Source organism: Methylorubrum populi (assembly GCF_002355515.1).
GTDB lineage: Bacteria > Pseudomonadota > Alphaproteobacteria > Rhizobiales > Beijerinckiaceae > Methylobacterium > Methylobacterium populi_A.
The window spans coordinates 2,326,088-2,352,863 of record NZ_AP014809.1 but is presented as its reverse complement, the minus strand read 5'-3'; the positions used below and the strand labels follow the sequence as shown (position 1 = coordinate 2,352,863).

Here is a 26,776-nt window from a genome sequence, read left to right as displayed (position 1 = left end):
CCTTGGCCGCCCCGTGACGAAGCACGGATGCCGCCGATCAAGCTTCGCCGAAAGTCGGGGAGCGACGGGACGGGCCATGTCGGATTCCAGATCGAAGACGCGACCGGTGCCGCAGGGCGGTCTCCGGATTCGCGGCGAGAGGCCTGATCCGTGACGGCACACTGGATCGGGCGCCTCGAAGAGGGCCTCGCGGCGGCGGTCGCGGACGACGATCTCCCCCGCCTCGTGCGAACAGGGCGGATGACGGCCGACACGCCGCTCTGGCGCAGCGGCGGCTGCGAGGAGGGCACGGCCGGATCGGCGGTGCCGCAGCTTTTCGCGCAACCGCCGCCCTATCCCGACGCTCTGTCCGCAGGAGAGTACTGGTCCGAGACGCCGCCGCGGCCGTGGCGCCGCTTCTTCGCCCGGCTGGTGGACGTCTCGGTCGTCGGTGACGGTCTGTGCGCGGCTCTGATCCTGGGCCTGCCGGAGCTGGTTCCGGAAACGAAGGACGTGCTCGAACGCTACGTGGTGGCGTGGCAGCCCTTGCCGGAGGCCGTCCTGGCGACGCTCTTCGTCGTGCCCCTCGACGCCATCGCCATGGCCCTCTTCGGCACGACCCTCGGCAAGTACCTGTTCGGCCTCAGGGTCGCTGCGCCCGGTGCCCCGGAAGCGCGCCTTCCGCTGCGCACGGCGCTGCGGCGCGAGGGGCAGATCTGGTGGAAGGGACAGGCGGTGGGCCTGCTGGTCCTCGCGCTGATCGCCAACGTCATCGCCTACCGCCGGCTGAAGGCGACCGGGACGACGGCCTGGGACAGCGCGCTCGACCTGCGCGTCTACAGCCGGCGCCCGCCGCGCGGCGTCATCGCCGGCCTGGTTCTGTTGCTTCTTCTGTTCGGCCTTCTTGCCTTGCTGGGCGCAGCGATATGACGGACTCTCGCGCAACAGCGCCCGACGAGCCCGGCACGGCGAGGCCGGTCGGGAGGCCGGACGCGTCGCCCTGGTGGCGGCTCGACCGCTTCGGGCGGGTGCGAGGCCCCTTCGGCGAAGCGGAGATGCGGGCCGATCTCGCGAAGGGCCGCGTGCGCCTCTCCGATCCCATCTGGTCTCCGGGCGTCCCCGGCTGGGGTTCCTTCGACGATCGCTTCCCCGACGGGCCCGCAGGCGGGCCGCGCCCCCCGCTCGGGGCCTTCCTCTTCACGCTGGTGGCCTTCGTCGCAGCGGCAGCAGCGGTGATCCTGCCCGTCTGCGGCGTGCTTCTGTGGGACGTGGCGGATCTGCCCTCGCTGCCGGTGCTGCGCGCCGCCTATGCCGGGCTCGCCGTGGCCATGGGCGCGCTCACCATCGCCGCCGCTTGGAGTGCTCGACGCTGCGCGATGCGTCTGAGGCGGCGGCCCGGCCGGCGGCGCGCCCTGCGCATGGCATCGGTCGGCCTCGTCGGGATCGGCTGTCTGCTCACGGTGCTGCAGGGCATTTTCACCGCCGTCGTCCCGGACGATCTCGTCGATGTCGCCGGTTGGTCGTTCACGGTCACACGCGCGACCGCGCCCGACCGCATCGTCATCGACGGCGATGTCGGGTTCGGCTTCGAAAAGGCCGTGCTCGGGGCTCTCGCGTCGTTTCCTGATCCCGTTCGAATTGAGATCAACAGCGGTGGCGGCCTAGTCACCGAGGCGCTCGGCGTCGCGGCGGTGCTCGAGAAGCGGCCCGGTGCCACCGTGATCGCGCGCCAGACCTGCGAGAGTGCCTGCACCCTCGTGCTGATGGCGGGAACCCACCGCCTCGCCGACCGGGACATGCGTATCGGCTTCCACGCCCTCTCGATCGTCGATGCGGAGGAGAAGCGCGGAAGCCTGTTCGGCTTCAATCTCGCTCTCGCGGTCGCGGACAGGCTCGGCGACGACTTCCTCAAGCGCCGCGGCGTGCCGCCGGAGATCATCGCGGAAGCCAACCGGCGCGGCCACGAAGGGATGTACGAGGTCGACAGCGAGACCTTGCTCGAACGCGGGGCGCTGACCGGCCTCGTCGATCCACTCCCCCAAAGCCCCGCCGAAGATCCCGTCGAAGACACCCCCGGAGGCATCCGCGAGGATGACGGGCCGAAAGCCGGGAAACCGGATTGAGGCGGTTCCCCGGCTCGAAGGTCAGACGACCTCGACCCGTCCGTCGAGGCCGACCACGCGGCCCAGTCCGCGCACGCGGCTCAGCAGACGCTCGCCGTTGAGGTCGGCCCATTCTGCGGGCAGGCGCAGCACCACCTTCCCATCCTCCACCGTGACCGGCATCCGCTTGAGCGGCCCGGCCATGCCGGCCGAGATCGGGAAGGCGACGCGCATCAGCGCGCCGACGAGGCGGGCACGGTCGAACAGACGCGGGCCGGCGAGCGCGCGCAGGGTCGGACTCGCCTTTTCCGGCGCGACGCCCTCGTGGCGGAAATAGCCCGACAGCGCGAGGTAGGCGCGGCCGGGATGGTCGATGCCGGCGAAGGCGGCGTTGGCGAGCACGTTGAGGCTCTGCTCGCCGCGGTAATCGGGATGCGCCCGCCAGCCGATGTCGGAGAGCAGGCAGGCCGCGTGGCGCAAGCGGCGCTCGCCCGCGGTCTCGGGGCCGTCGAGGGTGGTGACGAAATGGTCGGTCCAGTCGCGCAGCTCCGCGCCGTGATCGGGCGAGCGGGCGCGCTGCAGGTTCAGCTCCTGGGCCGAGACGATCAGCGGGTCGGTGAGGCGGGTCTCGCGGTCGAGTTGCTCGAACAGCAGCCCCTCGCGCACGCCGAAGGCGGAAATCGCGATCTCGCGGGGGCGGCCCAGCCGGATGATCTCTTCGAGCACCACCGCACCGAAGGCCAGAAGCGGCCGGCGCGCCTCGGAGATGCTCTCGACCTCCTGCAGGGTCGCGGCATCGGTCTGCTCGACCATTTCGAGGAAGCTCAGTTCGTCGGAGGGCTCGACCGTGTAGCCGTGCATGACGTGGAGCGGGTATTGCCGGGCGGCCTGATGCAGGCGGGCGAGCGCCCGCCACGTGCCGCCGACGGCGTAGAAGCTGCGCCCGCGCAGGGTGTCGAGCTGCGGCTCGGCCTTCTTCAGATGCTCCCGGGCGACCTTGCGCGCCTTCTTGAGGGAGCCTTCGGAGAGATCCTGGAGCGCCAGCCCGCCGAGGGGCATGGTCACGCCCTGCCCGACCGTGGTGCCCTTGACGTCGACGAGTTCGAGCGAGCCGCCGCCGAGGTCGCCCACCACGCCGTCCGGGGCGTAGAAGCCGGAGACGACGCCGAGCGCCGACAGCTCCGCCTCGCGCCGGCCGGAGAGGAGCTGGATCTCCTGGCCCAGCGCCGCGCCCGCCGCCTCCAGGAAGGCCGGGCCGTTGGCGGCATCCCGCGCGGCGGCGGTGGCCAGGACGAAGATGCGCGAGATCCGCATCGTGTCGCACAGGACGCGGAAGCGGCGGAGCGCGGTCAGCGCCCGCTGCACCGAATCCTCGTTGAGGCGGCCGGTGGAGAAGACGCTGCGGCCGAGACCGCACAGAACCTTCTCGTTGTAGAGCGGCGTCGGGGCGCGCTGAAGCCCGTCATAGGCGACGAGCCGCACGGAATTCGAGCCGATATCGATGATCGCGACGGGTTCGAACGTCATGCCAGTGATCATCGGAGCCGGGCGTTCGGCGGAGTGGGCGAGCGTCAGGTGAGGACGTGTCGGACCCATGCAGCCCCCGTGTCAGGGAGGCGCCCCGCGGACGGGGCGCTCACGATGAAGCGGGGCCGAAACACCGGCCCCGCGATCAGGACCGCTGGGCGCGGCGGCTGAGCGCCCGCGGGCTCGACTTCTTCGACGACTTGCCGCGCCCGGACAGGCTCGGATTCGTCATGAAATACTTGTGCGCATTGAACGGCTCCTCCCCTTCCGCGGGGGTGATCCGCTCGCTGGCACCCGATGCCAGTACACGCCAGCTCTGCCGGTTGTCGAGGAGATTGGCCAGCATGATCTGGTCGAGCACCTGCTGATGCACAGTCGGGTTCGTGATCGGCAGGAGCGCCTCGACGCGCCGGTCGAGGTTGCGCTGCATCAGGTCGGCCGAGGAGATGTAGACGGTGGCCTTGGGATGCGGCAGCCCGGCGCCGTTGCCGAAGGCGTAGACGCGCTCGTGCTCGAGGAAGCGCCCGACGATCGACTTGACCCGGATCGTATCGGACAGGCCCGGAATGCCCGGCCGCAGGCAGCAGATGCCGCGCACGATGCAGTCGATCTGCACGCCCTCCTGGCTCGCGTCGTAGAGCGCGTCGATGATCTGCGGGTCGACCAGCGAGTTGCACTTGATCCAGATCGCCGCCGGGCGTCCGGCCTTGGCGTGAGCGATCTCCTCCTCGATGTGCTGGAGCAGGCGCGGCTTCAGGGTCAGAGGCGAGACCGCCATGCGCTCCAGCTCCGCCGGCTCGGCGTAGCCGGTCACGAAGTTGAAGATGCGCGAGACGTCCCGGGCGATGGCCGGGTCGGCGGTGAAGAAGGAGAGGTCGGTGTAGATCCGCGCGGTGATCGGGTGATAGTTGCCGGTGCCGAGATGGCAGTAGGTCACGAGGCGGTCGCCCTCCCGGCGGACCACCATCGACAGCTTGGCGTGGGTCTTCAGCTCGACGAAGCCGAACACCACCTGCGCGCCCGCCTTCTCGAGGTTGCGCGCCCAACGGATATTGGCCTCCTCGTCGAAGCGGGCCTTCAACTCGACCAGCGCGGTGACCGACTTGCCGGCCTCGGCGGCTTCCGCCAGGGCGGCGACGATCGGCGAGTTCGAGGAGGTGCGGTAGAGCGTCTGCTTGATTGCCACCACGTTCGGGTCGCGGGCAGCCTGGCCTAAGAACTGCACCACCGAATCGAACGACTCGTAGGGGTGGTGGACGATGAAGTCCTTCTGTCGGATCGCAGCGAAGACGTCGCCGCCCGACTCGCGGATCCGCTCGGGGAAGCGCGGATTGTAGGGCTTGAACTTGAGGTCCGGCCGGTCGATCCCGACGATCTGCGACAGCTCGTTGAGCGCGAGCATCCCTTCGACCACGAAGACCGAATCGGGGGCAATCTCCAGCTCGTCGGCGACGAAGGCGCGCAGCTCCTCCGTCATGCCCGCCTCGATCTCGAGGCGGATGACGACGCCGCGGCGGCGGCGCTTGATCGCCGATTCGAAGTGCAGGACGAGGTCCTCCGCCTCCTCCTCGATCTCCAGATCGGAATCGCGCACCACGCGGAAGGCGCCCTGCCCCTTCAGCGAGTAGCCGGGGAAGAGCCGGCTCGCGTATTTCGCGATCACCTGCTCGATGGCGATGAAACGGGCGGTGCCGTCGCCGGCCACGTCGGGCAGGCGGACGAAGCGGTCGAGCAGGGACGGCAGGCGGATCAGGGCACGCAGGGTGCGCCCGTCGCGCGGCCGAACCATCATCAGCGCGACGGTGAAGCCGAGATTGGGGATGAACGGGAAAGGGTGCGCCGGGTCGATGGCGAGCGGCGTCAGCACCGGGAAGATGTAGGACAGGAAGTAGTCGTCGAGCCAGGCGAGGTGCTCGTCCGACAGCTCGGACGGATCGGCCAGATGGATGCCACTGGCGTTCAGCTCCTCCCGCAGCGCCCGCCAGCGCTCCTGCTGGTCAAGGGCCAGCCGCGAGACCTCGTTGCCGATGCGCGCGAGCTGCTCGGAGGGAGTCAAGCCGTCCTGCGAGGGAACGACGAGGCCGGCGCGGACCTGATCGTGCAGGCCGGCGACGCGGACCATGAAGAACTCGTCGAGATTGTTCGCCGAGATCGAGAGGAAGCGGAGCTGCTCAAGCAGCGGGTGGTTCGGGTTGGCGGATTCCTCCAGAACCCGGCGGTTGAACTGGAGCCAGGACAGCTCGCGGTTCACGAAGCGCTCGGGGGAGTGACGCAGGGAGCGCCCGGCCTCCAGCACCGGCTCGCGAGCGGCCTCGGCCGCGGCGCCCTCGGTCCGGACATCGGGCTCGGCCGGCTTCTCGGCGGCCTTCTCCGCGGCGAGGATGCGGGCGGCGCGGGCGGTGCGGGCGCGGGCCGACTCGCTGCGCACGCCCCGCTCGGTGGCGAGACTCGTCTCCTCGGCCTCGACGGTCTCCGCGTCCCGGGCGACGGCATCCGACTCCACTTCCGACAACGCCCTGACTCCCTTCCGCCTCGCAGGCCTTCCCGATCACAATGCGGTCGGGAACGGCTCCGATCCATGCAGTGTGGCGCGCCCGCCCGACGAAGCGACACCCGCCTCGGCCCGGGAACGCGTCGTTCCGGCGCGGCTCCCTAACATAGGGTCATCGAACCTGTTTGACGGTTTCGTGACAATCGCCCGGGCCTCACACGGCGCCTCCGTCCAACGGGTCCGCGCCTCGGTCTTCCCCATCCGGGCCCTCCTCGTCCCGGTCGTCCTCACCGGTCCCCGCCCGTCCGTCATCCGCCTCCATCCGTTCGAGGACGGCGAGCGCCAGCGGCCGGGTGATGCGGCGGCGGCGGCCGAGCGCGTCGCGATCGAGTTCGGCCACGACCTCGCGGACGCGGGCGAGCGAGCGGTCGATCCGCAGGGCCAGAGCGTCGACCACCGAGGTGTCGATCCCGAGCTGCCGGTCGGCGAACAGCTTGACGATGACCGCCTTCAGCAGCGCATCGTCGGGCGGGCCGATCTCGGCACCGGGGGCGAGCCGCAGCCGCGAGCGCAGGTCGGCGACCCGCAGGCCGAAGCCGTCCACCGGCCCGCAGGCCGTGAGCAGCACAGGAAAGCGCCGTTCGCGCGCGAGATTGAGCAGGTGGAACAGGGCCGCCTCGTCGCGGGCCGCCTCACGGTCGACGTCCTCGACCACGAGGGCACCGTTGGAGATCAGGTGGGAGACCTGCTCCATCGAGACGTCCGCGGCCGGGACCGTCCAGGCTTGCGCCCGCGTCGCCCAGATCGAGGCGAGATGGCTCTTGCCGCTGCCGGGCGGGCCGCGCAGCAGGAACACGGTGTCCGGCCAGTCGGGCCAAGCCTCGATCAGGGCATAGGCCTCCTCGTTGGAGGGGCTGACCAGGAAATCCTCGGCGCCGTAGCGGGGATCGAGCGGCAGGTCGAAGGCGAGCTGCTTGGGGGGAGCGGTGTCGCGCATGGGGCTCAGCATACACGGGGAGGCACGGCCGCGTCCTTGCGGATCGACGGGAAGCGGCGCCTCAGCCGCGCGGGGGCGGGAGAGCGATGACGGCTGCCCCCGAATCCCGGATCGCCCGGGCGACGATCTCGTCCGCGCCGGCCGATTCGCCTGCCCGAGAGAAGATGAGCGCGGAGATGTCGGGATTGCCGCTGCTGCGGGCGACGCAAGCGAGCCAGTATTCCAGCTCGAACTCCCCGCCCTCCGCGGCCATGATCCGCTCGACCAGTTCCACCATCTCGTCCCGGTCGAGATCGCCGTGGACGCGGTCGGGCGAGAGCAGGTGCCGCTTGGCGAAGGTGTCCGGATCGACCGATCCGAAGGCCCCGTCGAGATCGGCGGCGCCGACCGTCACGCCCACGAGCCGGGAAAAGGCCTCCAGCGCCTCGCGGGTCGGCTGCCCCGCCTCGTGCCGGGTGTAGAGCTCCCTCGCGGCACGGATCGCGCGCCTCAGGCGCAGCGCATCGGGAAAGGGGTCTGCCAATTCGGGACGCATCGTTCGCTCTCGCCTTGGGAACGGTTCGGCTCGGCTCGGAGCGGAGGCGGCCTCACTTGTCCCGGTCCATGATCAGCACGGGCTCCTCGCCCCGATAGAGCCGGCTCTCGAGATAGCGCTCGATGCCGAAGCGCACGACGACGCCGATGGAGGCGGCGACCGGCACGGCGAGCAGCAGCCCGAGGAAGCCGAACAGCGAGCCGAAGGCCAGCAGCGCGAACATCAGCCAGACCGGATGGAGGCCGACCGAGTCGCCCACGAGCTTGGGCGAGATCACGTTGCCCTCCAGGAACTGCCCGACGAGAAAGACGCCGACGGTGAGCCCGATATGCAGCCAGTCGCCGGACGGCCACCACTGCACCAGGGCGACGCCAACCGAGAGCATGAAGCCGGTGAGCGTGCCGACGTAGGGGATGAAGGTGAGAAAGCCCGAAATCATCCCGATCAGGACGCCGAAGTTCAGACCGACGAGGAACAGGCCGACCGCGTAGAACGAGCCGAGGATCAGGCAGACGAGGCTCTGTCCGCGAACGAAGCCGGTCACCGCCCCGTCGATCTCACCCGCGAGCCGCCGCGCCGTCGGGCGGTGGCGCGGGGGCACCCAGCCGTCGAGGGCCGCGATCATACGGTCCCAGTCGTGCAGCAGGTAGAAGGCGACGACCGGCGTGACCACGAGGAGCGAGGCGATCGAGACCAGCGCCTGGCTCCCCGTCCAGAGCGACTTGAGGAAGGCCAGGAACCACGTGCCGCCCTGCCCGACCAGCGTGCCGACGGAGGATTGCAACTCGTTGACGACCTCCGAGCCGCCGATCCGCTGCAGAAGCGGCCCCGCCCGCTCGACGAGGATCGCCTGCAGGCGCGAGACCATGGTCGGCAGCGCGTTGACGAGGGAAGCGATCTGCCCGGCCACCAGCGGCACCACGATGATGAGCAGCACCACGAAGCCGACCACGAAGCCCGCCAGGATGATGAGCGTGGCGGCGAGCCGCCCGAGGCCGAGCCGCTCCAGCCGGTCGGCGAGCGGATCGAGCAGGTAGGCGAGCGCCAGCCCCGCCACGAAGGGCAGCATCACCTCCCGCAACTCGTAGAGCAGGAAGACGACGACCGCGAGGATCGAGAGCCCGATGATTGCCCGCCCACGCATCGCGCGTCCGTCCTTTGTGAATCCGTCCGGCGCGGAGAGTGGGAAGCGTGGCATCTCCGGTCAAGGCGAGCCGTGCCGTGAGCGGCACGAAGGCATTCGAGCGCACCGACGAACCGAGGCGGAGACGCGACGCCATCGAAGCCGAGGAGGCCGACCGGATCGAGGCCGCGGCTCCGACCCTCCGAATGCTTTTCGCCCTCCGCGATAGAACGATGCTGTGCCCGAACGCGCGGCCCCACGCCGGTGACAGTGGTCAATCGCGCCGCGATGTGGCAGCGGGTTTGCGCATGATCAGCGAATACCGGACGACGGGGCGGCGATGACGGCGCAGGACGGGAACGGGCTCACCTACGCGCAGGCCGGCGTCGACATCGACGCGGGCAACGCGCTCGTCGAGACGATCAAGCCGCTGGTGCGGTCCACGCGCCGGCCGGGGGCGGATGCCGAGATCGGCGGCTTCGGCGGGTTGTTCGACCTCAAGGCCGCGGGCTTCAAGGACGCGATCCTGGTCGCCGCCAATGACGGCGTCGGCACCAAGGTGAAGATCGCGATCGAGACCGGACGTCACGACACGATCGGCATCGACCTCGTGGCGATGTGCGTCAACGACATCATCGTGCAGGGCGCCGAGCCCCTGTTCTTCCTCGACTACTACGCGACCGGCAAGCTCGTGCCGGGCGTCGGTGCCGACATCGTCCGCGGCATCGCCGAGGGCTGCCGACAGGCGGGCTGCGCGCTGATCGGCGGCGAGACCGCCGAGATGCCGGGCCTCTACGACGGCTCCGACTACGATCTCGCCGGCTTCTCGGTCGGCGCGGCCGAGCGCGGCACGCTGCTGCCGCGCCCCGGCATCCTGCCCGGCGACATCGTGCTCGGCCTGCCCTCCTCGGGGGTCCACTCGAACGGCTTCTCGCTGGTGCGACGCATCGTGGCCAAGACCGGCCTGCCGTGGGACGCCGACGCGCCCTTCGCGCCGGGCCGCAGCCTCGGCGAGGCACTGCTGGAGCCGACCCGGATCTACGTGAAGCCGCTGCTCGCCGCCCTGAAGCGGGCCGGCGGCGTCAAGGCGCTCGCCCACATCACCGGCGGCGGCTTCCCCGACAACCTCCCGCGCGTTCTTCCCGACGGTGTCGGCATCGACATCGACCTTTCCGCGTTCGCCGTGCCGCCGGTCTTCGGCTGGCTGGCGCGCGAGGGCGGGGTCGCGGAATCCGAGATGCTGCGCACCTTCAATTGCGGCATCGGCATGGTGGTGGTCGCCGCCGCCGATGCGGCCGATGCCGTGGCGGACGCGCTGACCGAGGCCGGCGAGGCGCCGGTCCGGCTCGGGCAGATCACCGAGCGGGGGGCGGAGCCGGTGACGTTCACGGGGCAGCTCGCCCTGTGAGCGCCCCGGCTCGAAAAAAACGCGTCGCGATCCTGATTTCGGGTCGCGGCTCGAACATGGTCTCGCTGATCGAGGCGGCGCGCGCGCCGGACTATCCGGCCGAGATCGTGCTCGTGCTCTCGAACCGCCCGGACGCCGCCGGCCTCGACCGCGCGCAGGCGGCCGGCATCCCGGCCCGCGCCATCGACCACAAGGCGTTTCCCGACCGAACCCGCTTCGACGCCGCGCTTCAGGCGGAACTGGAGGGTGCGGGCATCGAGCTGATCGTGCTCGCCGGCTTCATGCGCATCCTCACCGACGCCTTCGTCGAGGCGTGGGCGGGCCGGATGATCAACATCCACCCCTCGCTGCTGCCGCTGTTCAAGGGCACGCACACCCACGAGCGGGCACTGGAAGCCGGGGTGCGCCTGCACGGCTGCACCGTGCATTACGTCGTGCCGGAACTCGATGCCGGGCCGATCGTGGCCCAGGCCGCGGTACCGGTGCTGCCGGGCGACGACGCCGACACCCTGGCCGCCCGAGTGATTGTGCAGGAGCACCGGCTCTACCCGGCGGCGCTCGCCGTGATCGCGGGCGGCGGTGCCGTGCTGGAGGGAAGTCGCGTGCGCTTCACCGAACGGGAGCGCGACGCGGGGGCTGCGATCCTCTCGCTCTGACCGGTTTCAGCTAACCGTTCTCAATTTCAAATCTATCTTCGTCATCGCGAGCGTCAGCGAAGCGATCCAGCGGCGCGATCTTTCCGGACGAGGCAGCGCACTGGATTGCTTCGGCTTCGCCTCGCAAAGACGGGAGCGGGCACGTCGCCTTCGGCCCAGAACAGCAAAAAGGATCAGAAAAAGATCGGCCGCGCGCTGGCGGTGTGCTCGACCAGTACCGCGCCGGTCGCCGGATCGACCTCCTTGAGCACCGCGTCGTAGCCCCACAGGTCGGCAAGGTGCTGGAGCACGCGCCGGGCATCCTCCCGCTGCAGGGTGATGCGGTTGAGCGCCTTGTGGTGGAGGATCAGCCGGCGGTCGCCCTCCAGATCGACGTCCACCACCTCGATATCGGGATCGAGCCACGCCACGTCGTACTGGCGCGCGAAGGAGCGGCGCATCTTGCGATAGCCGCGCTCGTCGTGGATCGCCTCGACCCGCATCTCCGGCTCGTCGGGATCGTCGACGACGTGGAACAGGCGCATGTCGCGCATCAGCTTCGGCGATAGGAACTGGGCGATGAAACTCTCGTCGCGGTAGTTTTCCCAGCAATCGCGCAGCACGCTCATGGCGTCGCCGGTGCCGGCGATGTCGGGGAACCACTCCCGATCCTCTTGGCTCGGCTGCTCGACGATGCGGGCGATGTCCTGCATCATGGCAAAGCCGAGCGCGTAGGGGTTGTGCCCCCCGAAGGAACGGTCGTCGAAGTTCGGCTGGCGGATGACGTTGGTGTGCGAGGTCAGGAACTCGAGATAGGCCGCCTCGCTGAGTTGCCCCTTCTGCGAGAGCGCGTTCATGATCCGGTAGTGGCAGTAGGTGGCGCAGCCCTCGTTCATCACCTTGGTCTGACGCTGCGGGTAGAAGTACTGCGCCACCAGCCGGACGATCCGCAGGATCTCGCGCTGCCAGGGCCGCAGCCGCGGGGCCACCTTCTCCAGGAAGTAGAGGATGTTCTCCTGCGGCAGTTCGAGCAGCGCCCGGCGCCGCTCCAGTGCCGGATCGCCCTTCTGCCCACCGGCCTTGGCCGGCAGGGTGCGCCAGAGATCGTTGTAGATCTGCTCGCCGTGCTCCTCGCGCTCGCGTTCGCGCCGCTGCTCGCTCGCCAGATCCGGCCGCTTCTTGCGGGGATAGCGGTGGACGCCCTGGCTCATCAGGGCATGGGCGGCGTCGAGGACGTGCTCCACCGCCTGATGTCCGTAGCGCTCCTCGCAGCGGGCGATGTAGCTCTTGGCGAAGTCGAGATAGTCGAGGATGCCCTCGGCATCGGTCCACTGGCGGAACAGATAGTTGTTCTTGAAGAAGTGGTTATGGCCGAAGGCGGCGTGGGCGATCACCAGCGTCTGCATCGTCGCCGTGTTCTCCTCCATGACGTAGGAGATGCACGGATCGGAGTTGATGACGATCTCGTAGGCGAGCCCCATCAGGCCGCGGCGATAGCTCGCCTCCTGCTGGGCGAAGTGCTTGCCGAAGGACCAGTGCTTGTAGAACAGCGGCATGCCGATCGAGGCATAGGCGTCGAGCATCTGCTCGGCGGTGATGATCTCGATCTGGTTCGGGTACCACGACAGGCCAAGCTCCGGCCCGGCCACCGCCTCGCAGGCGTCGTGGATGCGCCGAATCGTCTCGAAATCCCAGTCGTTGCCGGAAAACAGCAACTCGCCCGGCTTCGGAGCGGTGGACTTCGTGCGGCTCAGGCTCGCGACCATGTCGGCCCTTCTCTTCGACGCTGTCTGCCCTCCCCTCGCGGAGAGGTCTGTCGCTACGCCTCCGCCCGCGCGTCCTTGCGGCCGAACAGCTCGCGGAACACGGGGTAGATGTCGCGGCGGTGGTTCACCTTGCGCATGGCGAGCGGCTCGCCGGCCTTGGCCAGGGCCTCGTAGGTCCGCCACAGGGTGGTGCGGTGCTCGACGAAGCCGGCGCGCGGACCGTTCTCGTCGCCGACCTCCAGATAGGCGAAGTGCTGGCAGGCGGGCAGGATGTGCGCGCGCAGCAATTCCGTCGAGGTCGGTCCGTCGGAGGAGACGTTGTCGCCGTCCGACGCCTGCGCCGCGTAGATGTTCCAGTCGTCGGGCGAGTAGCGCTCGGTGACGATGCGCTTCATCTCGACCAGCGCCGACGACACCAGCGTGCCGCCGGTCTCGCGGGAGCCGAAGAAGGTCTCCTCGTCCACCTCCGTCGCCTTGTCGGTGTGGCGGATGAAGACGATCTCGACGTGCTTGTAGCGGCGCGTCAGGAAGATGTGCAGCAGGATGTAGAAGCGCTTGGCCAGATCCTTCATGTGCTCGGTCATCGAGCCCGACACGTCCATCAGGCAGAACATCACGGCCTGGGCGATCGGCTTCGGATAGGGCTCGAAGCGGCGGAAGCGCAGGTCGATCGGATCGACGTAGGGGATGCGCTTGGAGCGCTCGCGCAGGCCCAGCAGCTTGAGCTGCAGGTCGGGCAGGCGCGGATCGTTCGCGGCCTCGGCCGCGGCGATCTCCGCCTCCAGCGCCGCCACCTCCTCCAGCTTCGGCCGTTTGAGGGCGATGCGCCGGGACATGGAATTGCGCAGGGTGCGCGACAGGGCGAGGTTGGCCGGCGAGCCCGAGACGGTGTAGCCGGCCCGGCGCAGCCCTTCCGTCTCCACCACCGCGAGGCGGCGCTTGGCGAGATCGGGCAGTTCGAGGTCTTCGAGGAAGAGGTCGAGGAACTCCTCGCGGGTCAGGACGAAGTGGAAGGCGTCCTCGCTGTTCTCGCCGCCCTCGCCGCCTTCCCCGGAGCCGCCACCGCCCCCGCCGCCCGGCGGGCGCTCGATGCGGTCGCCCTCCACGTAGGTCTTGTTGCCGGGCAGGATATAGTCCTGATGGCCCGTGCCCGGCTGGCGGGAGAAGCGCGGCTCGCGCACCCCGTCACCGGGCACGGAGATGCGCCCGTCCTTGCCGAGGTTCTTGATGTCCTTCTCGCGGGCGGATTCCCGAACCGCGCGCTGCGCGACGTCCTTGACCCGGCGCAGGAAGCGCTGGCGGTTCGGGAGGCTCTTCCCACCTGGATTGAGCCGTCGGTCGACGATGTGCATCCGGGGTCGCTCAACGCCTAGTCTCACGTCCCTGGTCGAGGGACAAAGGTGCGGGAGTTGCGGCGGATGCCGGAGGGCCGAAAGCCCGCCTCACCCCGCCTGCTTCACACGCATGTACCATTCCACGAGCCGCCGGACCTGCCGCTCGGTGTAGCCCCGGTCGGTCATCCGGTCGACGAACTCGCCGTGCTTCTTCTCGGTCTCGCTGTCCTTCTTTGAGCCAAACGAGATCACGGGCAGCAGTTCCTCGACCTGGGAGAACATCCGCCGTTCGATCACCTCGCGCAACTTCTCGTAGGATGTCCAGGAGGGGTTGCGCCCGCCGTGCTGCGCCCGCGAGCGCAGGGCGAACTTGACGACCTCGTTGCGGAAATCCTTCGGATTGGCGATGCCGGCCGGCTTCTCGATCTTGGTGAGCTCCTGGTTCAGCAACTCGCGGTTGAGGAGCTGGCCGGTCTCGGCGTCCTTGAAGTCCTGATCCTCGATCCAGGCATCGGCGTAATCGATGTAGCGATCGAACAGGTTCTGCCCGTAATCGTGGTAGGATTCGAGATAGGCCTTCTGGATCTCGTGGCCGATGAACTCGGCGTAGCGGGGGGCGAGCTCGGTCTTGATGAACTCGATGTAGCGCTTCTCCGTCTCAGGCGGCAGCTGCTCGCGACGGATCGCCTGCTCCAGAACGTACATCAGGTGGACCGGATCGGCCGAGACCTCGGTGGTGTCGTGGTTGAAGGTTGCGGCCAGCACCTTGAAGGCGAAGCGGGTCGAGATCCCGTCCATGCCCTCGTCGACGCCCGCCGTGTCCTTATATTCCTGCATCGAGCGGGCGCGGGGATCGACCTCGCGGAGGCTCTCGCCGTCATAGACCCGCATCTTCGAGAACAGGTTCGAGTTGGCGTGCTCGCGAAGCCGCGAGAGCACCGAGAAGCGGGCCAGCATCTCCAGCGTGCCGGGGGCGCAGGCGGCCTGCGACAGTTCGGAGCCCGAGATCAGCTTGTCGTAGATGCGCTGCTCCTCCGTCACCCGGAGGCAGTAGGGCACCTTGATGACGTAGATCCGGTCGATGAAGGCTTCGTTGTTCTTGTTGGTCTTGAACGACTGCCACTCGGCCTCGTTCGAGTGGGCCAGAATCACGCCGGTGAAGGGGATCGCGCCGATATTCTCGGTGCCGACATAATTGCCCTCCTGCGTCGCCGTGAGCAGGGGGTGCAGCATCTTGATCGGCGCCTTGAACATCTCGACGAATTCGAGAACGCCCTGGTTCGCCCGGTTGAGGCCGCCCGAGTAGGAGTAGGCGTCGGGATCGGCCTGGGACAGCGTCTCGAGGCGACGGATATCGACCTTGCCGACGAGCGAGGAGATGTCCTGGTTGTTCTCGTCGCCGGGCTCGGTCTTGGCGATGGCGATCTGGCGCAGGCGCGAGGGCCGCACCTTGATCACCTTGAAGCGGGAGATGTCGCCGTCGAACTCGTCGAGGCGCTTCAGCGCCCAGGGGCTCATCAGGCCGGTGAGGCGGCGGCGCGGGATACCGAAGCGCTCCTCGATCTCCCGGCCCATCGCCTCGGGATCGAACAGGCCGAGCGGGCTCTCGAAGACCGGGGAGACCTCGTCGCCGGCCTTGAGCACGTAGACGGGATGGACCTCCATCAGCGCCTTGAGGCGCTCGGCGAGCGACGACTTGCCGCCGCCGACGGGGCCGAGCAGGTAGAGGATCTGCTTGCGCTCCTCCAACCCCTGCGCGGCGTGGCGGAAGAACGAGACGATCCGCTCGATCGTCTCCTCCATGCCGTAGAACTCGGCGAAGGCCGGGTAGACCCGGATCGTCCGGTTCATGAACACGCGGCCGAGGCGGGAATCGCGGGCGGTGTCCACCATCTCCGGCTGGCCGATCGCATCGAGGATGCGCTCGGCGGCGGAGGCGTACATCAGCGGATTGTCGCGGCACGCCTCAAGATACTCGGAGAGGGTCATCTCCGTGTCGCGGCGCGCTTCATAGCCGCGAGCGAAGCTCTGGAACAGGTCGTTCGTCGAGTGCAGCGGCATTCGAACACCCCCTTCAGGCTGATGACAGCTTCATCCTGTCTCGGGCGGAACGCAACTGACATTGCGGGTTTTGTCGCACCGCCCACAGGAGGGCCATCCTGCGTGTGAAACGGGACACACTCAAAGCTGGCCGGGCTTTAGCGCGAGCTTAACCGGCTTCGGATAAGGAGCTTCCGCCTCCGGCCAGGGGCCGGAAGCGTCGGGAACCGCCCGAGATTGCTGCGGCGCAATATGCCCGCGCCGCCACGATCTCCCGGATCAGAGATCGGTGCCGCTCTTCTTCTCGTCCTTGGCCTTGTCGCCCTTGTCGACGGTGATGCGGATGTCGCGCTTCTCAACCTCGCCGTCGGCATTCTTGATCTCGACCACGACGCCGTCGGAGCCGGTATAGCCGCTGTTGGGCTGATAGAAGATCGCCTGGACCTCGGCGTCCTTGTTCGGGCAACGGTACTTGGCCGGGGTCTTCAGCTTTCCGGCCTTGGTGATGAGCGAGCCGGATGTCGGCGGCGTCACCACCTTGATTTCGGGCATCGGGCCGAGCGAGCAATCCTTCTTCAGGTTCGGCACGATGACGAGGCGGGCCTGTTTGCCGGCCGGCACCGTTTCGCTGCGGGTGACGGTGGTCTGCGCGAGGGCCGGTCCGGCGAGGCAGAGCCAGGAAACCGCGACGGCGGTGGCGAGGGCGGCGGGCAGCGTCGCGGTCGGCTTCGCGGCAGAGGTCGGCAGGTCCATCGGCGTTTCCTTGAGCGTCGTCTCGCGACCCGCCGGCGCGGCCGGACGATCCGGCCTCCGCGCCGCAGGGCGCAAGCGGGGATGTGGGGACGTCGCGGGTCCGCGTCGAGGCTTGCCTTTTCGAAACTTGCCGAACCCGAGCCCAGTGGGGCCGCGTCGACGCTGCGTCAGTGCTGCAGCGCAGCGGCCACCGTGCCGGCCACGCGGGCGATCTGCGCCTCGTCGAGCTGGCCCGCCAGCGCCTGGGTCAGCGCCTCCTCGACACGCTCACGCTCGCCGAGATCGGCGAACGGCGCGGAGGGAATATCCCCGTCGGCAAGGTCGCAGACCCGGCGGATGGTGTCGGCGGCCTTGAGCAGGGTCTCGCGATCGGCGGGCCCCATATCCCAGAGCGGTGCCCGGAGCCGACTGATGACCCGGCGCGCGTCGCGGTATTCCCGGTCTACCGTGGTCGAGGCCTCGATCTGGCTGACGAGGAACATCAACTCCAGAACCTCGTTGGCGGCTTCCGGGCAAGCGCGCACGATCCGCATGACGCGGGCGATGAGTTCCTGGGTCGGAGACATCCGGGAGCGTGGGGAAGCCATGGCGCCTCAACGCCGATCGGTCGGTAAAGTTCAGCTCCTACACGCGCGGCGGGCTGAAATCCGCGAGGCCGGTCAATGCGTTGCGCGCAAGAGAGTTGCGATCGGCCTCAGGCGGCCTCGTGATCCGTCTCGTCGAGGTTTGCAAGCAGGGCCCGGCAGGCGCGCAGTTCGGCGAGCGCCCCTTCCAGGGAGCGGCGATCGGCGGCGGCGGCCTCGACGCTCTCCTCGTCCCGGTCGGCGCCGGTCGGTGCACCAACCTCGGCTTCACCCCGGCCGAGCGCCTGGACGAAGCGCACGCCGCTCTCCTTGAGGACGCGCTGGGCCCCGCGGATCGTGTAGCCCTTTCCGCGCAACAGGCAGCTCACGCCCTTGACGAGGTCGACATCCTCCGGGCGGTAGTAGCGCCGGCCGCCGGCCCGCTTCGTCGGCTTGATCTGGCTGAACCGGCTCTCCCAGAAGCGCAGGACGTGCTGGGGCACGCCGAGATCCTCGGAGACCTCGGTGATGGTGCGGAAGGCGCCGGGGCTCTTCTCGCCGCGCTCCTCGTCGGCGGATGATTCGAGAGCGGGGGATTCCATCGGCAGTCCCATGATCGGCAGTCCTATGGCAGCGCCTCAAACCGATATGCGCGGGAGCGGGCCGGGATGGCCCGGCCGGATCACTCGTCCTCGTCCGTGTCGAGCCCGTTGACGTGGCCGCCGTTGATGCGCGCCTTGAGCACGTTCGACGGCTTGAACACCATGACCTGCCGCGGCTCGATCTCGACCTCGACGCCGGTCTTCGGGTTGCGGCCGATGCGCTTGCCCTTGGAGCGGACGACGAAGGAGCCGAACGAGGACAGCTTCACCGTCTCGCCCGAGGACAGGCAGTTGCAGATCTCGCCGAGCACCGTCTCGACCAGGGCGGCCGATTCGGCCCGCGACAGGCCGACCTGCTGGTAAACGGCCTCGCTCAAATCGGCGCGTGTGACCGTCTTGCCCGCCATGCGCTCCCCCTTCCGGCCGAGTTTTTTGCCTCCGGGCCGTCCTTTTCGGGACGCTCGGACGCTCTCTCCGCTCAAATGCCGCGCGAGGCCCCCGGAAACAGGATCTCGCCGTGTATCTCTATGATCGAACACGCTAATCGGCAGAGGGACGACGGTCAACAGAACCTTGCGGTTGACATAAAACCCAGTCCCGATCCGGCGCGCGTCGCCTACCAGCGGATGAGGGCGGCGCCCCAGGTGAAGCCGCCGCCGATCGCCTCGATCATCACGAGGTCGCCCTCGCGGATGCGCCCGTCGCGGCGGGCGGCATCGAGCGCGAGCGGGATCGAGGCCGCCGAGGTGTTGCCGTGGCGATCGACGGTCAGCACCACCTTCTCGCGGGCGATGCCGAGCTTGTCGGCCGAGGCCTCGATGATCCGCCGGTTGGCCTGATGCGGCACGAACCACGCCAGATCCTCGGCGGTGGTGCCGGAGGCGTGGAAGGCCTCCGCGATCACGTCGGTCACCGAGCCGACGGCGAAACGGAACACCTCGCGGCCCTCCATCCGCAGCTTGCCGGTGGTGCCGGTCGAGCCGGGGCCGCCATCGACGTAGAGCTTCGCCCGGTGACGCCCGTCGGAGCGCAGGCAGCTCGACAGGACGCCGCGGTCATCCTTCGTGCCCTCGCCGTCGCGGGCCTCCAGCACAATGGCCCCCGCGCCGTCGCCGAACAGGACGCAGGTGGTGCGGTCCTCCCAGTCGAGCAGTCGCGAAAAGGTCTCGGCGCCGATCACCAGGGCGCGCTTGGCGCTGCCCGTGGTCAGGAAGCGGTCGGCGGTGGCCACCGCGTAGACGAAGCCGGCGCAGACCGCCTGGAGGTCGAAGGCAAAGCCGCCCTCGATCCCGAGCGCCGCCTGGATCTGGGTCGCCGTCGAGGGGAAGGTGTGGTCGGGCGTCGAGGTCGCGCAGATCACGAGGTCGATGTCGGCGGGCGAGAGCCCGGCCTCGTCGAGCGCCGCGCGCGCCGCGCGGGTGCCGAGCACCGACGTCGTCTCGTCGGGCCGCGCGATGTGGCGCTGGCGGATGCCGGTGCGCTGGATGATCCACTCGTCGGAGGTGTCGATCCCGCGCTCGGCGAGGTCTGTGTTCGTGACGACGGTCTCGGGCAGGTACGCCCCGCAGCCGACCACGACGGAGCGCCGATGCGCCATCAGATCCGTCCCTTTCTCAACTTCTCTGCCGGGCTCACTTGCGGGGTCATTTCTGGGCCAAGCTGGCATCGAGCCCGGCGCCCATACCGGCGGCGACCGACGGCGTCTGTTCCAGCATGTCGCGAATCGTGCGCATCAGGTCGTGGCGGGCCATGTCGTGGGCAAGATCGACGGCGGCCGCGAAGCCCTGCGCGTTCTCCGAGCCGTGGCTCTTGATGACGATGCCCTCGAGCCCGAGAAACACGCCGCCATTGGCGCGGCTCGGGTTCATCTTCTCGCGCAGCGCCGCGAAGGCTTGACGCGCGAACAGGTAGCCGATCTTGGCCGACAGCGTCCGCCCCATCGCCGCCTTCAGGTAGGAGGCGATCTGCTTGGCGGTGCCTTCCGCCGTCTTGAGGGCGATGTTGCCGGTGAAGCCCTCGGTCACCACCACGTCGGTGGTGCCGCGGCCGAGATCGGTGCCCTCGACGAAGCCGTGATAGGTGAAGTTCGCCGGCTCCGACTCGCGCAGGAGGCGGGCGGCCTCCTTCACGGCCTCGTTGCCCTTCATCTCCTCGGTGCCGACATTGAGCAGGCCGACCGTCGGCCGCTCGACGTCGAGGACGATGCGGGCCATGGCCGAGCCCATCACCGCCATCTCGACCAGATGTTCGGCATCCGTGCCGATGGTGGCGCCGACATCGAGCACCACGCTCTCGCCGCGCACCGTCGGCCAGAGGCAGGCGATGGCCGGGCGCTCGATGCCGGCCATGGTCTTCAGGCAGATTTTCGACATCGCCATCAGCGCGCCGGTATTGCCGGCCGAGACCGCGGCCTGCGCCTCGCCGTCGCGCACCGCCTGGATCGCCCGCCACATCGAGGACTTGCCCCGGCCCTGGCGCACCGCCTGGCTCGGCTTGTCGTCCATGGCCACCGCGACGGTGGTGTGGCGGATCTCGACGGCGCCGTTGAGGCGCGGCTCGGCCTCGACGAGGGGGCGCACCACCGCCTCGTCGCCGAACAGGATGAAATGAAGCTCAGGGTGCCGCTCGCGGGCGATGGCCGCGCCGGGCACGACGGTCGTGGGGCCGTGATCGCCGCCCATGGCGTCGAGCGAGATGCAAACGCGGTTCGACATGGTTCCTTCGGGACGCCGCGGGGAAAGCCGGCGGGCAGCGAGCGTGAAGGGGCGTCGGAGGCCCCGGAATCGGCGGCGCAAAATAGCGGCAGCGCCCCGCCGGGCAAACGAAAACTCAACTTTTTGTCGCGCGGATGTCGGCCAGAGGGCCGGCTGGCCCGCTGTTTACCCCTTATCGGTCACGTTTTGTCGGTCACGTCTTGTCTTGACCGAGCTTGGCCCGCAGCGCGGCGAGGTCGGAGAAGGGCAGCGGCTCCTCGCCGATTGTCACCGGCTCGAAAGCGACGCCGGGCTTGCGCGGATAGGGGTCGATGCCCAGCGCCAGGAACTCGGCGGTCAGAACGCCGAAATCAACGCGCCCGTTCACGATCGGGTCGGGCAGGTCGACATCCTCGGCCTCGGTGCCCTCCAGGATGTCGGCATTGGTGAACTCGACCTCGACCGGCTCGGACACCTTCGCCTCGAACGGCTCCAGGGTCACGGTGCAGACCTGCGTCACGGTCGCCTCGACCCGGCCTTCCGCCCGCAGCCGCGTCAGCGAGCCGCTCAAGGAGAAGCGGCCGACGAGGTCGCGGATCGCCGGGATCTTGAAGTCGCGGGCCAGCGCCTCGCACTCCGCCGGGGTTGCCTCGACGACGATCTCGGCACGGTCTTTCGGCAGGCGCTCGACATTGACGGAGCGCGAGAGCGGCCCCTCGGGCTTCGGCGTCATCGATGGTCTCCTGACATATCGGCCGCGGGCTCGGGCGCAGGCTCGGGGAAGCGCGGCCCCTGCTCCAGCAGGCCATCGAGATCCTGCGCCGCCAGCGCCGCGGCGGCGGCCTCCACATAGGAGGCGAGCGGAGCCGCGGCCTCGGGCGTGGCGCCGTCGAGCGCATTGCGGGCGAGCGCATCGGCCAGGGCCGCCCGGTCGCCGGCGTCGAGCGCGGCGCCGTAGGCTCCGGCCCGCGCGTAGAAGGAGGCGCCGAGCTTCTTGATGCGCTTCGGCACCCCCATATCGCCGATGCCGAGCTCGCGCAGCGAGGCGTCGAGCTGCATGAAGACGGAATCGACCAGATCCTGCGCCACGTCCGCGGCCGGCGGCGGCAATTGGCCGAGGCGGCGCAGCACGAGGATGACGTGCAGGCTCAAGCCCTCGAACCGGCCCTCCACGGTGTCGGGCACGCCGAGCGCCGTGTAGAGGCCGGGCCGGCGCGCGGCCTCGCCGATCCTCTGGTGCAGCGTCCGGATGGTGCGGCGGCGCCGTTCGGCGCGGCGGAACAGCCCCGCTAACATGCGATCCACCGGATGGGCCGGCGCTGTGGCCGAGCTTGCCTTGTCAAAGCCATATCCCCGCGGTACGGCAACCGCGGACCAGGGTGCAAGTCCGAAGACGCGCGAGTTCAAACGCGCCGCGGATGCAGGCCCTATTGGCAGGAAATCAGGGGGGCCGATGTCGCGCCGTCTCGTCTCGTCGCTTGCCCGCGCGGCCGTTCTCGGCTCCGTCGCGATCGGCGTATCAGGCTGCATCGGCGAGGAGATCCGCCACGGCTATCAGATTGATCAGGCGGCCCTTGCCACGGTGAAGCCGGGCATGGGCGCCGAGCAGGTGCTGCAGATCCTCGGCACGCCGTCCACCGTTTCCACGGTCGGCAACAAGTCCTGGTACTACATCACCCAGAACACCCGCCGCACGGTGATGTTCCTCGGCGAGCAGCTCGAAGACCAGAAGGTCACGGCGATCTACTTCAACCAAGGCATGAAGGTGGAGCGCGTGGCGCTCTACGGTCTGCAGGACGGGCGCGTGTTCGACTTCATCGAGCGCAAGACCCCCGCCAGCGGCGCCGACCGTGCCTTCATCAGCCAGCTCTTCCGCGGCCTGACCCGCTACGAGCCGTTCGGCAGCGGTGCCGGCGCCTCGGTCGTCCCCGGCGCCCGCGCGGGGCAGTAAGAGCGTCCGGCCGGGCCCGCGAGGGCCCGGGCGACCTCGCCCGGTTCGGCGAACAGGTGGGCCGGCCTCACATCGGCCAGAGCCTCGGGACTGTTGTAGCCCCAGGCCACCGCGGCGAAGGCGCAGCCAGCCCGCGCCGCCGCCTCGGCATCCCGGATCTCGTCGCCGACCGCCAGCATCGCAGCGGGGTCGATGCCTTCCGCCCGCGCCACCGCGCGGAGATGTCGCGCCTTGCCGAAGAGCGCGGCGCCGCAATCGAAGCGGCGGATCAGCCCGGCCGATGCGCCGAGCGCCCGGCGGACATTCGCCTCGCTGTTCGAGCTGACGACGGCCAGCGAAAATCCCGCCGCATCGAGATCCGTCAGCATCTCCGGCACGCCGGGAAACAGCCGCACCTGCGCGGCCGCGCGGGTCGCGAGCGCGCGCATGTGACGGGCGATCAGGGGCACCTTCCAGGCCGGAATGCCGAGATCCTTGAGGATCGCTCGCGCGCTCAAGGCCCGCAGCCGCTCGGTCTCGCCGGCCTCGACCCGGCGGAAGCCGTAGCGCGCGGCCACGTCGTTGAGATGGGCGCAGAACCAGGGGAAGGTGTCGGCGAGCGTCCCGTCGAAGTCGAAGGCGACGAGACGATAGGGAACGGCCTCCGGCGTCGTGCCACTCACGGGCTCGGGTCTCCGCAGAAACGAAGGCGGCCCCGCTCCCGCGAGACCGCCTCCTCAGTTCGACGATGCGGGCCGGCCCGCAGGCCGGCTCCCGCGCCTCACGCCGCCTTCTGCGACGCGGTCGGGTAATCGACGTAGCCTTCCGGCCCCTGGCTGTACCAGGTCTTCATGTCGTCCTTGGCGAACGGCAGGCCCTGGGCGATGCGCTCGACCAGATCGGGATTGGCGATGTAGGGCCGGCCGAAGGCGATGGCGTCGGCCTCGCCGGAGGCGACCGCCTGCTTGGCGCGCTCGGCGTCGTAGTCGCAGTTGAGGATGACCGGACCGCCGAAGCGCTCCTTGATCACCGGCGCCACCGGCGGCACCGTCGCCTTGCCGAAGGTGCCGTCCGGGCCGGGCTCGCGCATCTCGATGAAGGCGAGGCCGACGCGCTCCATCATCTCGGCGGCCAGACCGAAGACCTCGTGCGGGTTGGAATCGTCCACGCCCTGGATCGGGCCGTTGGGCGAGAAGCGGATGCCGGTGCGGTCCGCGCCGACGACGCCGGCCACCGCCTGCGCCACCTTGGTCACCAGCCGCACCCGGTTCTCGGGCGAGCCGCCGTAGCGGTCGCTGCGCTTGTTGCTGCCGTCGCGGATGAACTCGTCGAGCAGGTAGCCGTTCGCCGCGTGGATCTGCACGCCGTCGAAGCCCGCCGCCACGGCGTTCCGCGCGGCCCGCTCGTAATCGGCGATGAGGCGCGGGATCTCGTCCTCGCGCAGCGCGCGGGCCTGGCTGTAGGGCTTCTTGCCGTCATAGGTATGCGCCTCGTCCGGCGCCGTGGCGACCGAAGGGGCGACCGGCGGCTCGCCGCCGAGAAAGTCGGAATGGACGAGGTAGCCCATGTGCCAGAGCTGGCAGACGATGCGCCCGCCCGCGTCGTGGACCGCCTTCACCACCGGCTTCCAGGCCTCGGTCTGCTCGTCGGACCAGATGCCCGGTGCATAGGGCCAGCCGAGCCCTTCCTGGCTGATGCCGGTGGCCTCGGAGATGATGAGGCCGGCACCGGCGCGCTGGGCGTAATACTCGGCCATCACCGGCGTCGGGACGTGGGTCCGGGTGCCGCGGGCACGGGTCAGCGGGGCCATGAGGATGCGGTTCGGCAGCTTCAGCGCGCCGAGCGTGATCGGGTCGAACAGAGTAGGCATTCAACACTCTATGATAGGGGAAGGCAGGTCTCCGGGCGCTCGGTCGCAGCCGCGCGAGCCGCCCTCGGGTGAGCCAAACCTTGTATCCGCCCTACCGGTTCGCCAGTGCGCTGGCGCACCTGCGCTGCGGCGCACAAGGGGACATGACACTGGCATGTCGGCTCTCAATCAGCCCTCGGTCAGCGCTTTCTCGTAGCACCACGCCTCCATTCCGTCCTCGTAGTAGTCCGGCTTGGTTCCGGTGCGCGCATAGCCGCCCCGCTCGTAGAGCCGGATGCCGCTGCCGTTATCGGCCCGCACCTCCAGGCGCAGCCGCGCGCAGCCGTGGCTGCGGGCATCGGCCTCCGCCGCCTCCAGCAGCCGGCGCCCGAGCCCGAGCCCGGCGCGGGCGGGTGCGACCGCAAGCGAGGAGAGCCGGGCGACGCGGCTGGTGCGACGCCGCTCGATGGTGGCGGCGCCGACGAGGATATCGGCCTCGCCCGCTTCCGCCGGCTCCCGCACGACCGCGACGAGGAGGGTCATGCTGGCCGAGCGGATCGCGTGGCGGATCGCCCGCCGCTCGGCCCGGTCGGTGGCGAAGGCGGCGTGTTCGAGGGCCACCAGCGCGTCGAGGTCGGCGAATCCGGCCGGCCGGATCGCCACGGGCAGGCGGGCGGCGACGCGCTCGCTGCGGGTGCTCACGCCGCGCTCCAGGGAAACGACCACGTCTCGGTCAGCGCCTGGTCGCCCTTGCGCAGATAGGCCCTCAGCTCGGTCGCGCCCGGCCCGTCGAGCCGGACGTCGAGAGCCGCGCGAAAACCGCCGACATGCGGGTTGGCGACGATCGAGGTCGCGACGATCCGGCCCGCACTCGCGCTGGCGACGATCTCGGGCGGCGACGGGTCGTCGAGCAGCGTCTTCAGCGCGCCGCCGCCGAAATCGATCAGGAAGCGCCGGCTGCGCAGGGCGGTGGCGTCGGCGGTCCGCCGCGCGGCGCCGCTCGCGGCGGGCTCGGCGATGAAGGTGTTCACCACCTTGCCGTTCGGATGGAGTTCCTCGCCCGTATGCGCGCGGATGCGGTAGGCGAGCCGCACCGGCGCGCCCACGCGATAGGGCTGCCGCGGGCGCCAGAAGGCGACGATGTTGTCGGCCGTCTCGTTGTCGGTCGGCAGTTCCATCAGAACGACGCTGCCCTCGCCCCAGGCGCCCTCGGGCTCGACGAAGTAGCCCGGGCGGCGCTCGTAGCCGGCTTCGAGATCCTGGTAGCTGGCAAAGTCGCGGTCGCGCTGCATCAGCCCGAACCCTTTCGGGTCGCGGTCGAGGAAGGTCGAGATCCGCCGGTTCTGCGGGTTGTCGAGCGGCCGCCACAGCCACTCGCCGGAGCCGGTGGCGATCTGGAGCCCGTCGGAATCATGCAGTTCCGGCCGGTAATCGTCGCTGTGGCCGCGGTCGGTCTCGCCGATGAAGTACATCGAGGTCAGCGGCGCGAGGCCGACGGTCGACAGGTCCTGCCGCGGATAGAGCGACGCACTCACCCGCACCGTCGTGTTTCGGCCCGGCTCGATGATGAAGCGGTAGGCGCCCGCGACCGAGGGGCTGTCGAGCAGGGCGTGGATCGTCAGTGCCTTCGCCTCCGCGGGCGGAACCTCGATGAAGAAGGCGCGGAAGAACGGGAACTCCTCCTTCTCGGCATCCGTGCCGATCGCGAGCGCGCGGGCGGAGAGACCGTAGAGCTGATCCTGCCCGAGGAAGCGGAAGTAGCTGGCGCCGACGAAGACGACGAGTTCGTCGAGCCGGTCGGGCCGGTTGAGAGGCGCGTGGATGCGGATGCCGGCGAAGTTCAGGTCGCTCGGCAGCGCGCCCTCGATCCGCGTCCGGCCGAAATCGAACAGGGCCGGATCGTACGGGATCGGCGTGCTGATCCCGTCGCGCACGAGGCTCACCGCCACGGGGCGCTCATAGAGAAAGCCGCGGTGGAACAGTTGAAGTCGGAACGGCCCGCCGGCCTCGGCGAGGAACGCCCGGTCCTTCCGGAAGCGGATGTCGCGGTAGGCGTCGTAATCGAGGCTCGCGAGCGGCGGCGGCAGGGGCGGAAAGCGCCCGTCGAAGGGCTGCGCGGCGAGCGCCTGCGCCTGCCGTTCGAGGACGGAGGGATCGAAGGGAACGCCCCCGGCCTCGCCTTGCGCGAGGGCGGCGGTCGGAATCGCCGCGGCGAAGCCGGTGGCCGCCAGGCCTGCCATCACGGCCCGGCGCGAGGGCGCATCGGGCGGTGCCGTCTCGGGCGCCGACTCATCGGCACGGCCTTCGGTATCGTTCTGGCCCCTGGCGCGGATCATGACCCTATCCCGAAATGCCACGGTTCAATGGCCGCTTCGGTCGGGCTTGGGAAGGGGTGAGCCGGGGCGGGGCGCCGCGCGGGTGCGTCTTTCGCGCCACAATTCCGCTTGTC

The 26,776-nt window shown here is 69.5% G+C and carries 26 protein-coding genes; 6 read left to right on the top strand and 20 right to left on the bottom strand.

What is annotated here, in order from left to right; genetic code table 11:
• The first annotated feature begins 150 nt into the window (after positions 1 to 150).
• Entirely contained in the window at positions 151 to 909 is a 759-nt protein-coding gene (locus MPPM_RS10780; RefSeq protein ID WP_096485071.1) for an RDD family protein, read from the top strand.
• A complete protein-coding gene (locus tag MPPM_RS10775; protein ID WP_157914166.1) occupies positions 906 to 2,102 on the top strand; it encodes a hypothetical protein in 1,197 nt (398 codons plus the stop codon). The genes MPPM_RS10780 and MPPM_RS10775 overlap by 4 nt, the downstream gene beginning before the upstream one ends.
• A gap of 21 nt (positions 2,103 to 2,123) precedes the next feature.
• Here the strand turns inward: MPPM_RS10775 and ppx are convergent, their stop codons facing one another.
• From ppx to MPPM_RS10750, 5 genes are all read right to left on the bottom strand, one after another.
• Positions 2,124 to 3,677 (bottom strand): exopolyphosphatase, encoded by a 1,554-nt coding sequence (gene ppx, locus MPPM_RS10770; protein ID WP_096485069.1) that lies wholly within the window; start codon positions 3,675 to 3,677, stop codon positions 2,124 to 2,126.
• Between the two features lie 76 nt (positions 3,678 to 3,753).
• A complete protein-coding gene (locus MPPM_RS10765; protein WP_096485068.1) occupies positions 3,754 to 6,120 on the bottom strand; it encodes an RNA degradosome polyphosphate kinase in 2,367 nt (788 codons plus the stop codon).
• Positions 6,121 to 6,313: 193 nt separating this feature from the next.
• Complete coding sequence (locus tag MPPM_RS10760) at positions 6,314 to 7,096, bottom strand: P-loop NTPase family protein (protein WP_096487806.1); 783 nt, start codon at positions 7,094 to 7,096, stop codon at positions 6,314 to 6,316.
• 61 nt (positions 7,097 to 7,157) lie between these two features.
• Positions 7,158 to 7,631 (bottom strand): hypothetical protein, encoded by a 474-nt coding sequence (locus MPPM_RS10755; protein WP_096485067.1) that lies wholly within the window; start codon positions 7,629 to 7,631, stop codon positions 7,158 to 7,160.
• Positions 7,632 to 7,683: 52 nt separating this feature from the next.
• Positions 7,684 to 8,775 carry an AI-2E family transporter gene (locus tag MPPM_RS10750; RefSeq protein WP_096485066.1) on the bottom strand — a complete coding sequence of 364 codons (1,092 nt, stop codon included), beginning with the start codon at positions 8,773 to 8,775 and terminating at the stop codon, positions 7,684 to 7,686.
• A gap of 77 nt (positions 8,776 to 8,852) precedes the next feature.
• Between MPPM_RS10750 and MPPM_RS10745 the strand changes: the two genes are divergently transcribed.
• From MPPM_RS10745 to purN, 3 genes are read left to right on the top strand one after another with little or no spacing between them, the layout of a single operon-like run.
• Entirely contained in the window at positions 8,853 to 9,098 is a 246-nt protein-coding gene (locus tag MPPM_RS10745) for a hypothetical protein (protein ID WP_157914165.1), read from the top strand.
• Positions 9,095 to 10,162: a phosphoribosylformylglycinamidine cyclo-ligase gene (gene purM, locus MPPM_RS10740; protein WP_096485064.1), complete on the top strand. Its 1,068-nt coding sequence runs from the start codon at positions 9,095 to 9,097 to the stop codon at positions 10,160 to 10,162. Before MPPM_RS10745 ends, purM begins: the two co-directional genes overlap by 4 nt.
• Positions 10,159 to 10,818 carry a phosphoribosylglycinamide formyltransferase gene (purN, locus tag MPPM_RS10735; RefSeq protein WP_096485063.1) on the top strand — a complete coding sequence of 220 codons (660 nt, stop codon included), beginning with the start codon at positions 10,159 to 10,161 and terminating at the stop codon, positions 10,816 to 10,818. The genes purM and purN overlap by 4 nt, the downstream gene beginning before the upstream one ends.
• 173 nt (positions 10,819 to 10,991) lie before the next feature.
• On the opposite strand, the gene MPPM_RS10730 is transcribed toward purN, so the two are convergent.
• From MPPM_RS10730 to MPPM_RS10680, 11 genes are all read right to left on the bottom strand, one after another.
• Positions 10,992 to 12,563 (bottom strand): SpoVR family protein, encoded by a 1,572-nt coding sequence (locus MPPM_RS10730; RefSeq protein WP_096485062.1) that lies wholly within the window; start codon positions 12,561 to 12,563, stop codon positions 10,992 to 10,994.
• A gap of 53 nt (positions 12,564 to 12,616) precedes the next feature.
• Positions 12,617 to 13,915, bottom strand: a complete 1,299-nt coding sequence (locus tag MPPM_RS10725; protein ID WP_096485061.1) for a YeaH/YhbH family protein — start codon at positions 13,913 to 13,915, stop codon at positions 12,617 to 12,619.
• A 90-nt stretch (positions 13,916 to 14,005) separates the two neighbouring features.
• The gene (locus MPPM_RS10720) at positions 14,006 to 15,958 is read right to left on the bottom strand and encodes a PrkA family serine protein kinase (protein WP_096485060.1); all 1,953 of its coding nucleotides are present in this window, start codon (positions 15,956 to 15,958) and stop codon (positions 14,006 to 14,008) included.
• A gap of 258 nt (positions 15,959 to 16,216) precedes the next feature.
• Positions 16,217 to 16,690: a 4-aminobutyrate aminotransferase gene (locus MPPM_RS10715; protein WP_096485059.1), complete on the bottom strand. Its 474-nt coding sequence runs from the start codon at positions 16,688 to 16,690 to the stop codon at positions 16,217 to 16,219.
• 167 nt (positions 16,691 to 16,857) lie between these two features.
• Entirely contained in the window at positions 16,858 to 17,277 is a 420-nt protein-coding gene (locus tag MPPM_RS10710) for a hypothetical protein (RefSeq protein WP_173807903.1), read from the bottom strand.
• Between the two features lie 107 nt (positions 17,278 to 17,384).
• Positions 17,385 to 17,867, bottom strand: a complete 483-nt coding sequence (locus MPPM_RS10705; RefSeq protein ID WP_096485057.1) for a MerR family transcriptional regulator — start codon at positions 17,865 to 17,867, stop codon at positions 17,385 to 17,387.
• A 68-nt stretch (positions 17,868 to 17,935) separates the two neighbouring features.
• The gene (locus tag MPPM_RS10700; RefSeq protein WP_096485056.1) at positions 17,936 to 18,262 is read right to left on the bottom strand and encodes an integration host factor subunit alpha; all 327 of its coding nucleotides are present in this window, start codon (positions 18,260 to 18,262) and stop codon (positions 17,936 to 17,938) included.
• Positions 18,263 to 18,471: 209 nt separating this feature from the next.
• Entirely contained in the window at positions 18,472 to 19,452 is a 981-nt protein-coding gene (locus MPPM_RS10695) for a beta-ketoacyl-ACP synthase III (protein ID WP_096485055.1), read from the bottom strand.
• A 46-nt stretch (positions 19,453 to 19,498) separates the two neighbouring features.
• Entirely contained in the window at positions 19,499 to 20,569 is a 1,071-nt protein-coding gene (gene plsX / locus MPPM_RS10690) for a phosphate acyltransferase PlsX (RefSeq protein WP_096485054.1), read from the bottom strand.
• A gap of 193 nt (positions 20,570 to 20,762) precedes the next feature.
• Positions 20,763 to 21,281 carry a YceD family protein gene (locus tag MPPM_RS10685; protein WP_096485053.1) on the bottom strand — a complete coding sequence of 173 codons (519 nt, stop codon included), beginning with the start codon at positions 21,279 to 21,281 and terminating at the stop codon, positions 20,763 to 20,765.
• The gene (locus MPPM_RS10680; RefSeq protein WP_096485052.1) at positions 21,278 to 21,844 is read right to left on the bottom strand and encodes a ubiquinol-cytochrome C chaperone family protein; all 567 of its coding nucleotides are present in this window, start codon (positions 21,842 to 21,844) and stop codon (positions 21,278 to 21,280) included. The genes MPPM_RS10685 and MPPM_RS10680 overlap by 4 nt, the downstream gene beginning before the upstream one ends.
• Before the next feature lie 157 nt (positions 21,845 to 22,001).
• Here MPPM_RS10680 and MPPM_RS10675 point away from each other — a divergent pair, with 157 nt between their 5' ends.
• On the top strand, positions 22,002 to 22,499 hold the full coding sequence (locus MPPM_RS10675; protein ID WP_096485051.1) for an outer membrane protein assembly factor BamE: 498 nt from the start codon (positions 22,002 to 22,004) through the stop codon (positions 22,497 to 22,499).
• On the opposite strand, the gene MPPM_RS10670 is transcribed toward MPPM_RS10675, so the two are convergent.
• The 4 genes from MPPM_RS10670 to MPPM_RS10655 all read right to left on the bottom strand — a co-directional run bounded on the left by MPPM_RS10670 (position 22,436) and on the right by MPPM_RS10655 (position 26,663).
• Positions 22,436 to 23,179 carry an HAD hydrolase-like protein gene (locus MPPM_RS10670; RefSeq protein WP_096485050.1) on the bottom strand — a complete coding sequence of 248 codons (744 nt, stop codon included), beginning with the start codon at positions 23,177 to 23,179 and terminating at the stop codon, positions 22,436 to 22,438. The two genes, MPPM_RS10675 and MPPM_RS10670, sit on opposite strands and share 64 nt — an antisense overlap.
• 80 nt (positions 23,180 to 23,259) lie before the next feature.
• The gene (locus tag MPPM_RS10665) at positions 23,260 to 24,348 is read right to left on the bottom strand and encodes an alkene reductase (protein ID WP_096485049.1); all 1,089 of its coding nucleotides are present in this window, start codon (positions 24,346 to 24,348) and stop codon (positions 23,260 to 23,262) included.
• Between the two features lie 168 nt (positions 24,349 to 24,516).
• Positions 24,517 to 25,029, bottom strand: coding sequence for a GNAT family N-acetyltransferase (locus tag MPPM_RS10660; protein ID WP_173807902.1), 513 nt, complete (start codon positions 25,027 to 25,029; stop codon positions 24,517 to 24,519).
• Complete coding sequence (locus MPPM_RS10655; RefSeq protein WP_096485047.1) at positions 25,026 to 26,663, bottom strand: glucan biosynthesis protein G; 1,638 nt, start codon at positions 26,661 to 26,663, stop codon at positions 25,026 to 25,028. Before MPPM_RS10655 ends, MPPM_RS10660 begins: the two co-directional genes overlap by 4 nt.
• Positions 26,664 to 26,776: the final 113 nt, after the last annotated feature.

What these genes read in the sequence shown, in the direction of transcription:
- MPPM_RS10775 (WP_157914166.1), top strand. Translation starts at nt 906, where the DNA reads ATGACGGACTCTCGCGCAACAGCGCCCGACGAGCCCGGCACGGCGAGG.
- ppx (WP_096485069.1), bottom strand. Translation starts at nt 3,677, where the DNA reads ATGGGTCCGACACGTCCTCACCTGACGCTCGCCCACTCCGCCGAACGC.
- MPPM_RS10760 (WP_096487806.1), bottom strand. Translation starts at nt 7,096, where the DNA reads ATGCGCGACACCGCTCCCCCCAAGCAGCTCGCCTTCGACCTGCCGCTC.
- MPPM_RS10755 (WP_096485067.1), bottom strand. Translation starts at nt 7,631, where the DNA reads ATGCGTCCCGAATTGGCAGACCCCTTTCCCGATGCGCTGCGCCTGAGG.
- MPPM_RS10750 (WP_096485066.1), bottom strand. Translation starts at nt 8,775, where the DNA reads ATGCGTGGGCGGGCAATCATCGGGCTCTCGATCCTCGCGGTCGTCGTC.
- purM (WP_096485064.1), top strand. Translation starts at nt 9,095, where the DNA reads ATGACGGCGCAGGACGGGAACGGGCTCACCTACGCGCAGGCCGGCGTC.
- MPPM_RS10730 (WP_096485062.1), bottom strand. Translation starts at nt 12,563, where the DNA reads ATGGTCGCGAGCCTGAGCCGCACGAAGTCCACCGCTCCGAAGCCGGGC.
- MPPM_RS10725 (WP_096485061.1), bottom strand. Translation starts at nt 13,915, where the DNA reads ATGCACATCGTCGACCGACGGCTCAATCCAGGTGGGAAGAGCCTCCCG.
- MPPM_RS10720 (WP_096485060.1), bottom strand. Translation starts at nt 15,958, where the DNA reads ATGCCGCTGCACTCGACGAACGACCTGTTCCAGAGCTTCGCTCGCGGC.
- MPPM_RS10715 (WP_096485059.1), bottom strand. Translation starts at nt 16,690, where the DNA reads ATGGACCTGCCGACCTCTGCCGCGAAGCCGACCGCGACGCTGCCCGCC.
- MPPM_RS10710 (WP_173807903.1), bottom strand. Translation starts at nt 17,277, where the DNA reads ATGGCTTCCCCACGCTCCCGGATGTCTCCGACCCAGGAACTCATCGCC.
- MPPM_RS10705 (WP_096485057.1), bottom strand. Translation starts at nt 17,867, where the DNA reads ATGGGACTGCCGATGGAATCCCCCGCTCTCGAATCATCCGCCGACGAG.
- MPPM_RS10700 (WP_096485056.1), bottom strand. Translation starts at nt 18,262, where the DNA reads ATGGCGGGCAAGACGGTCACACGCGCCGATTTGAGCGAGGCCGTTTAC.
- MPPM_RS10695 (WP_096485055.1), bottom strand. Translation starts at nt 19,452, where the DNA reads ATGGCGCATCGGCGCTCCGTCGTGGTCGGCTGCGGGGCGTACCTGCCC.
- plsX (WP_096485054.1), bottom strand. Translation starts at nt 20,569, where the DNA reads ATGTCGAACCGCGTTTGCATCTCGCTCGACGCCATGGGCGGCGATCAC.
- MPPM_RS10685 (WP_096485053.1), bottom strand. Translation starts at nt 21,281, where the DNA reads ATGACGCCGAAGCCCGAGGGGCCGCTCTCGCGCTCCGTCAATGTCGAG.
- MPPM_RS10680 (WP_096485052.1), bottom strand. Translation starts at nt 21,844, where the DNA reads ATGTTAGCGGGGCTGTTCCGCCGCGCCGAACGGCGCCGCCGCACCATC.
- MPPM_RS10675 (WP_096485051.1), top strand. Translation starts at nt 22,002, where the DNA reads ATGTCGCGCCGTCTCGTCTCGTCGCTTGCCCGCGCGGCCGTTCTCGGC.
- MPPM_RS10665 (WP_096485049.1), bottom strand. Translation starts at nt 24,348, where the DNA reads ATGCCTACTCTGTTCGACCCGATCACGCTCGGCGCGCTGAAGCTGCCG.
- MPPM_RS10655 (WP_096485047.1), bottom strand. Translation starts at nt 26,663, where the DNA reads ATGATCCGCGCCAGGGGCCAGAACGATACCGAAGGCCGTGCCGATGAG.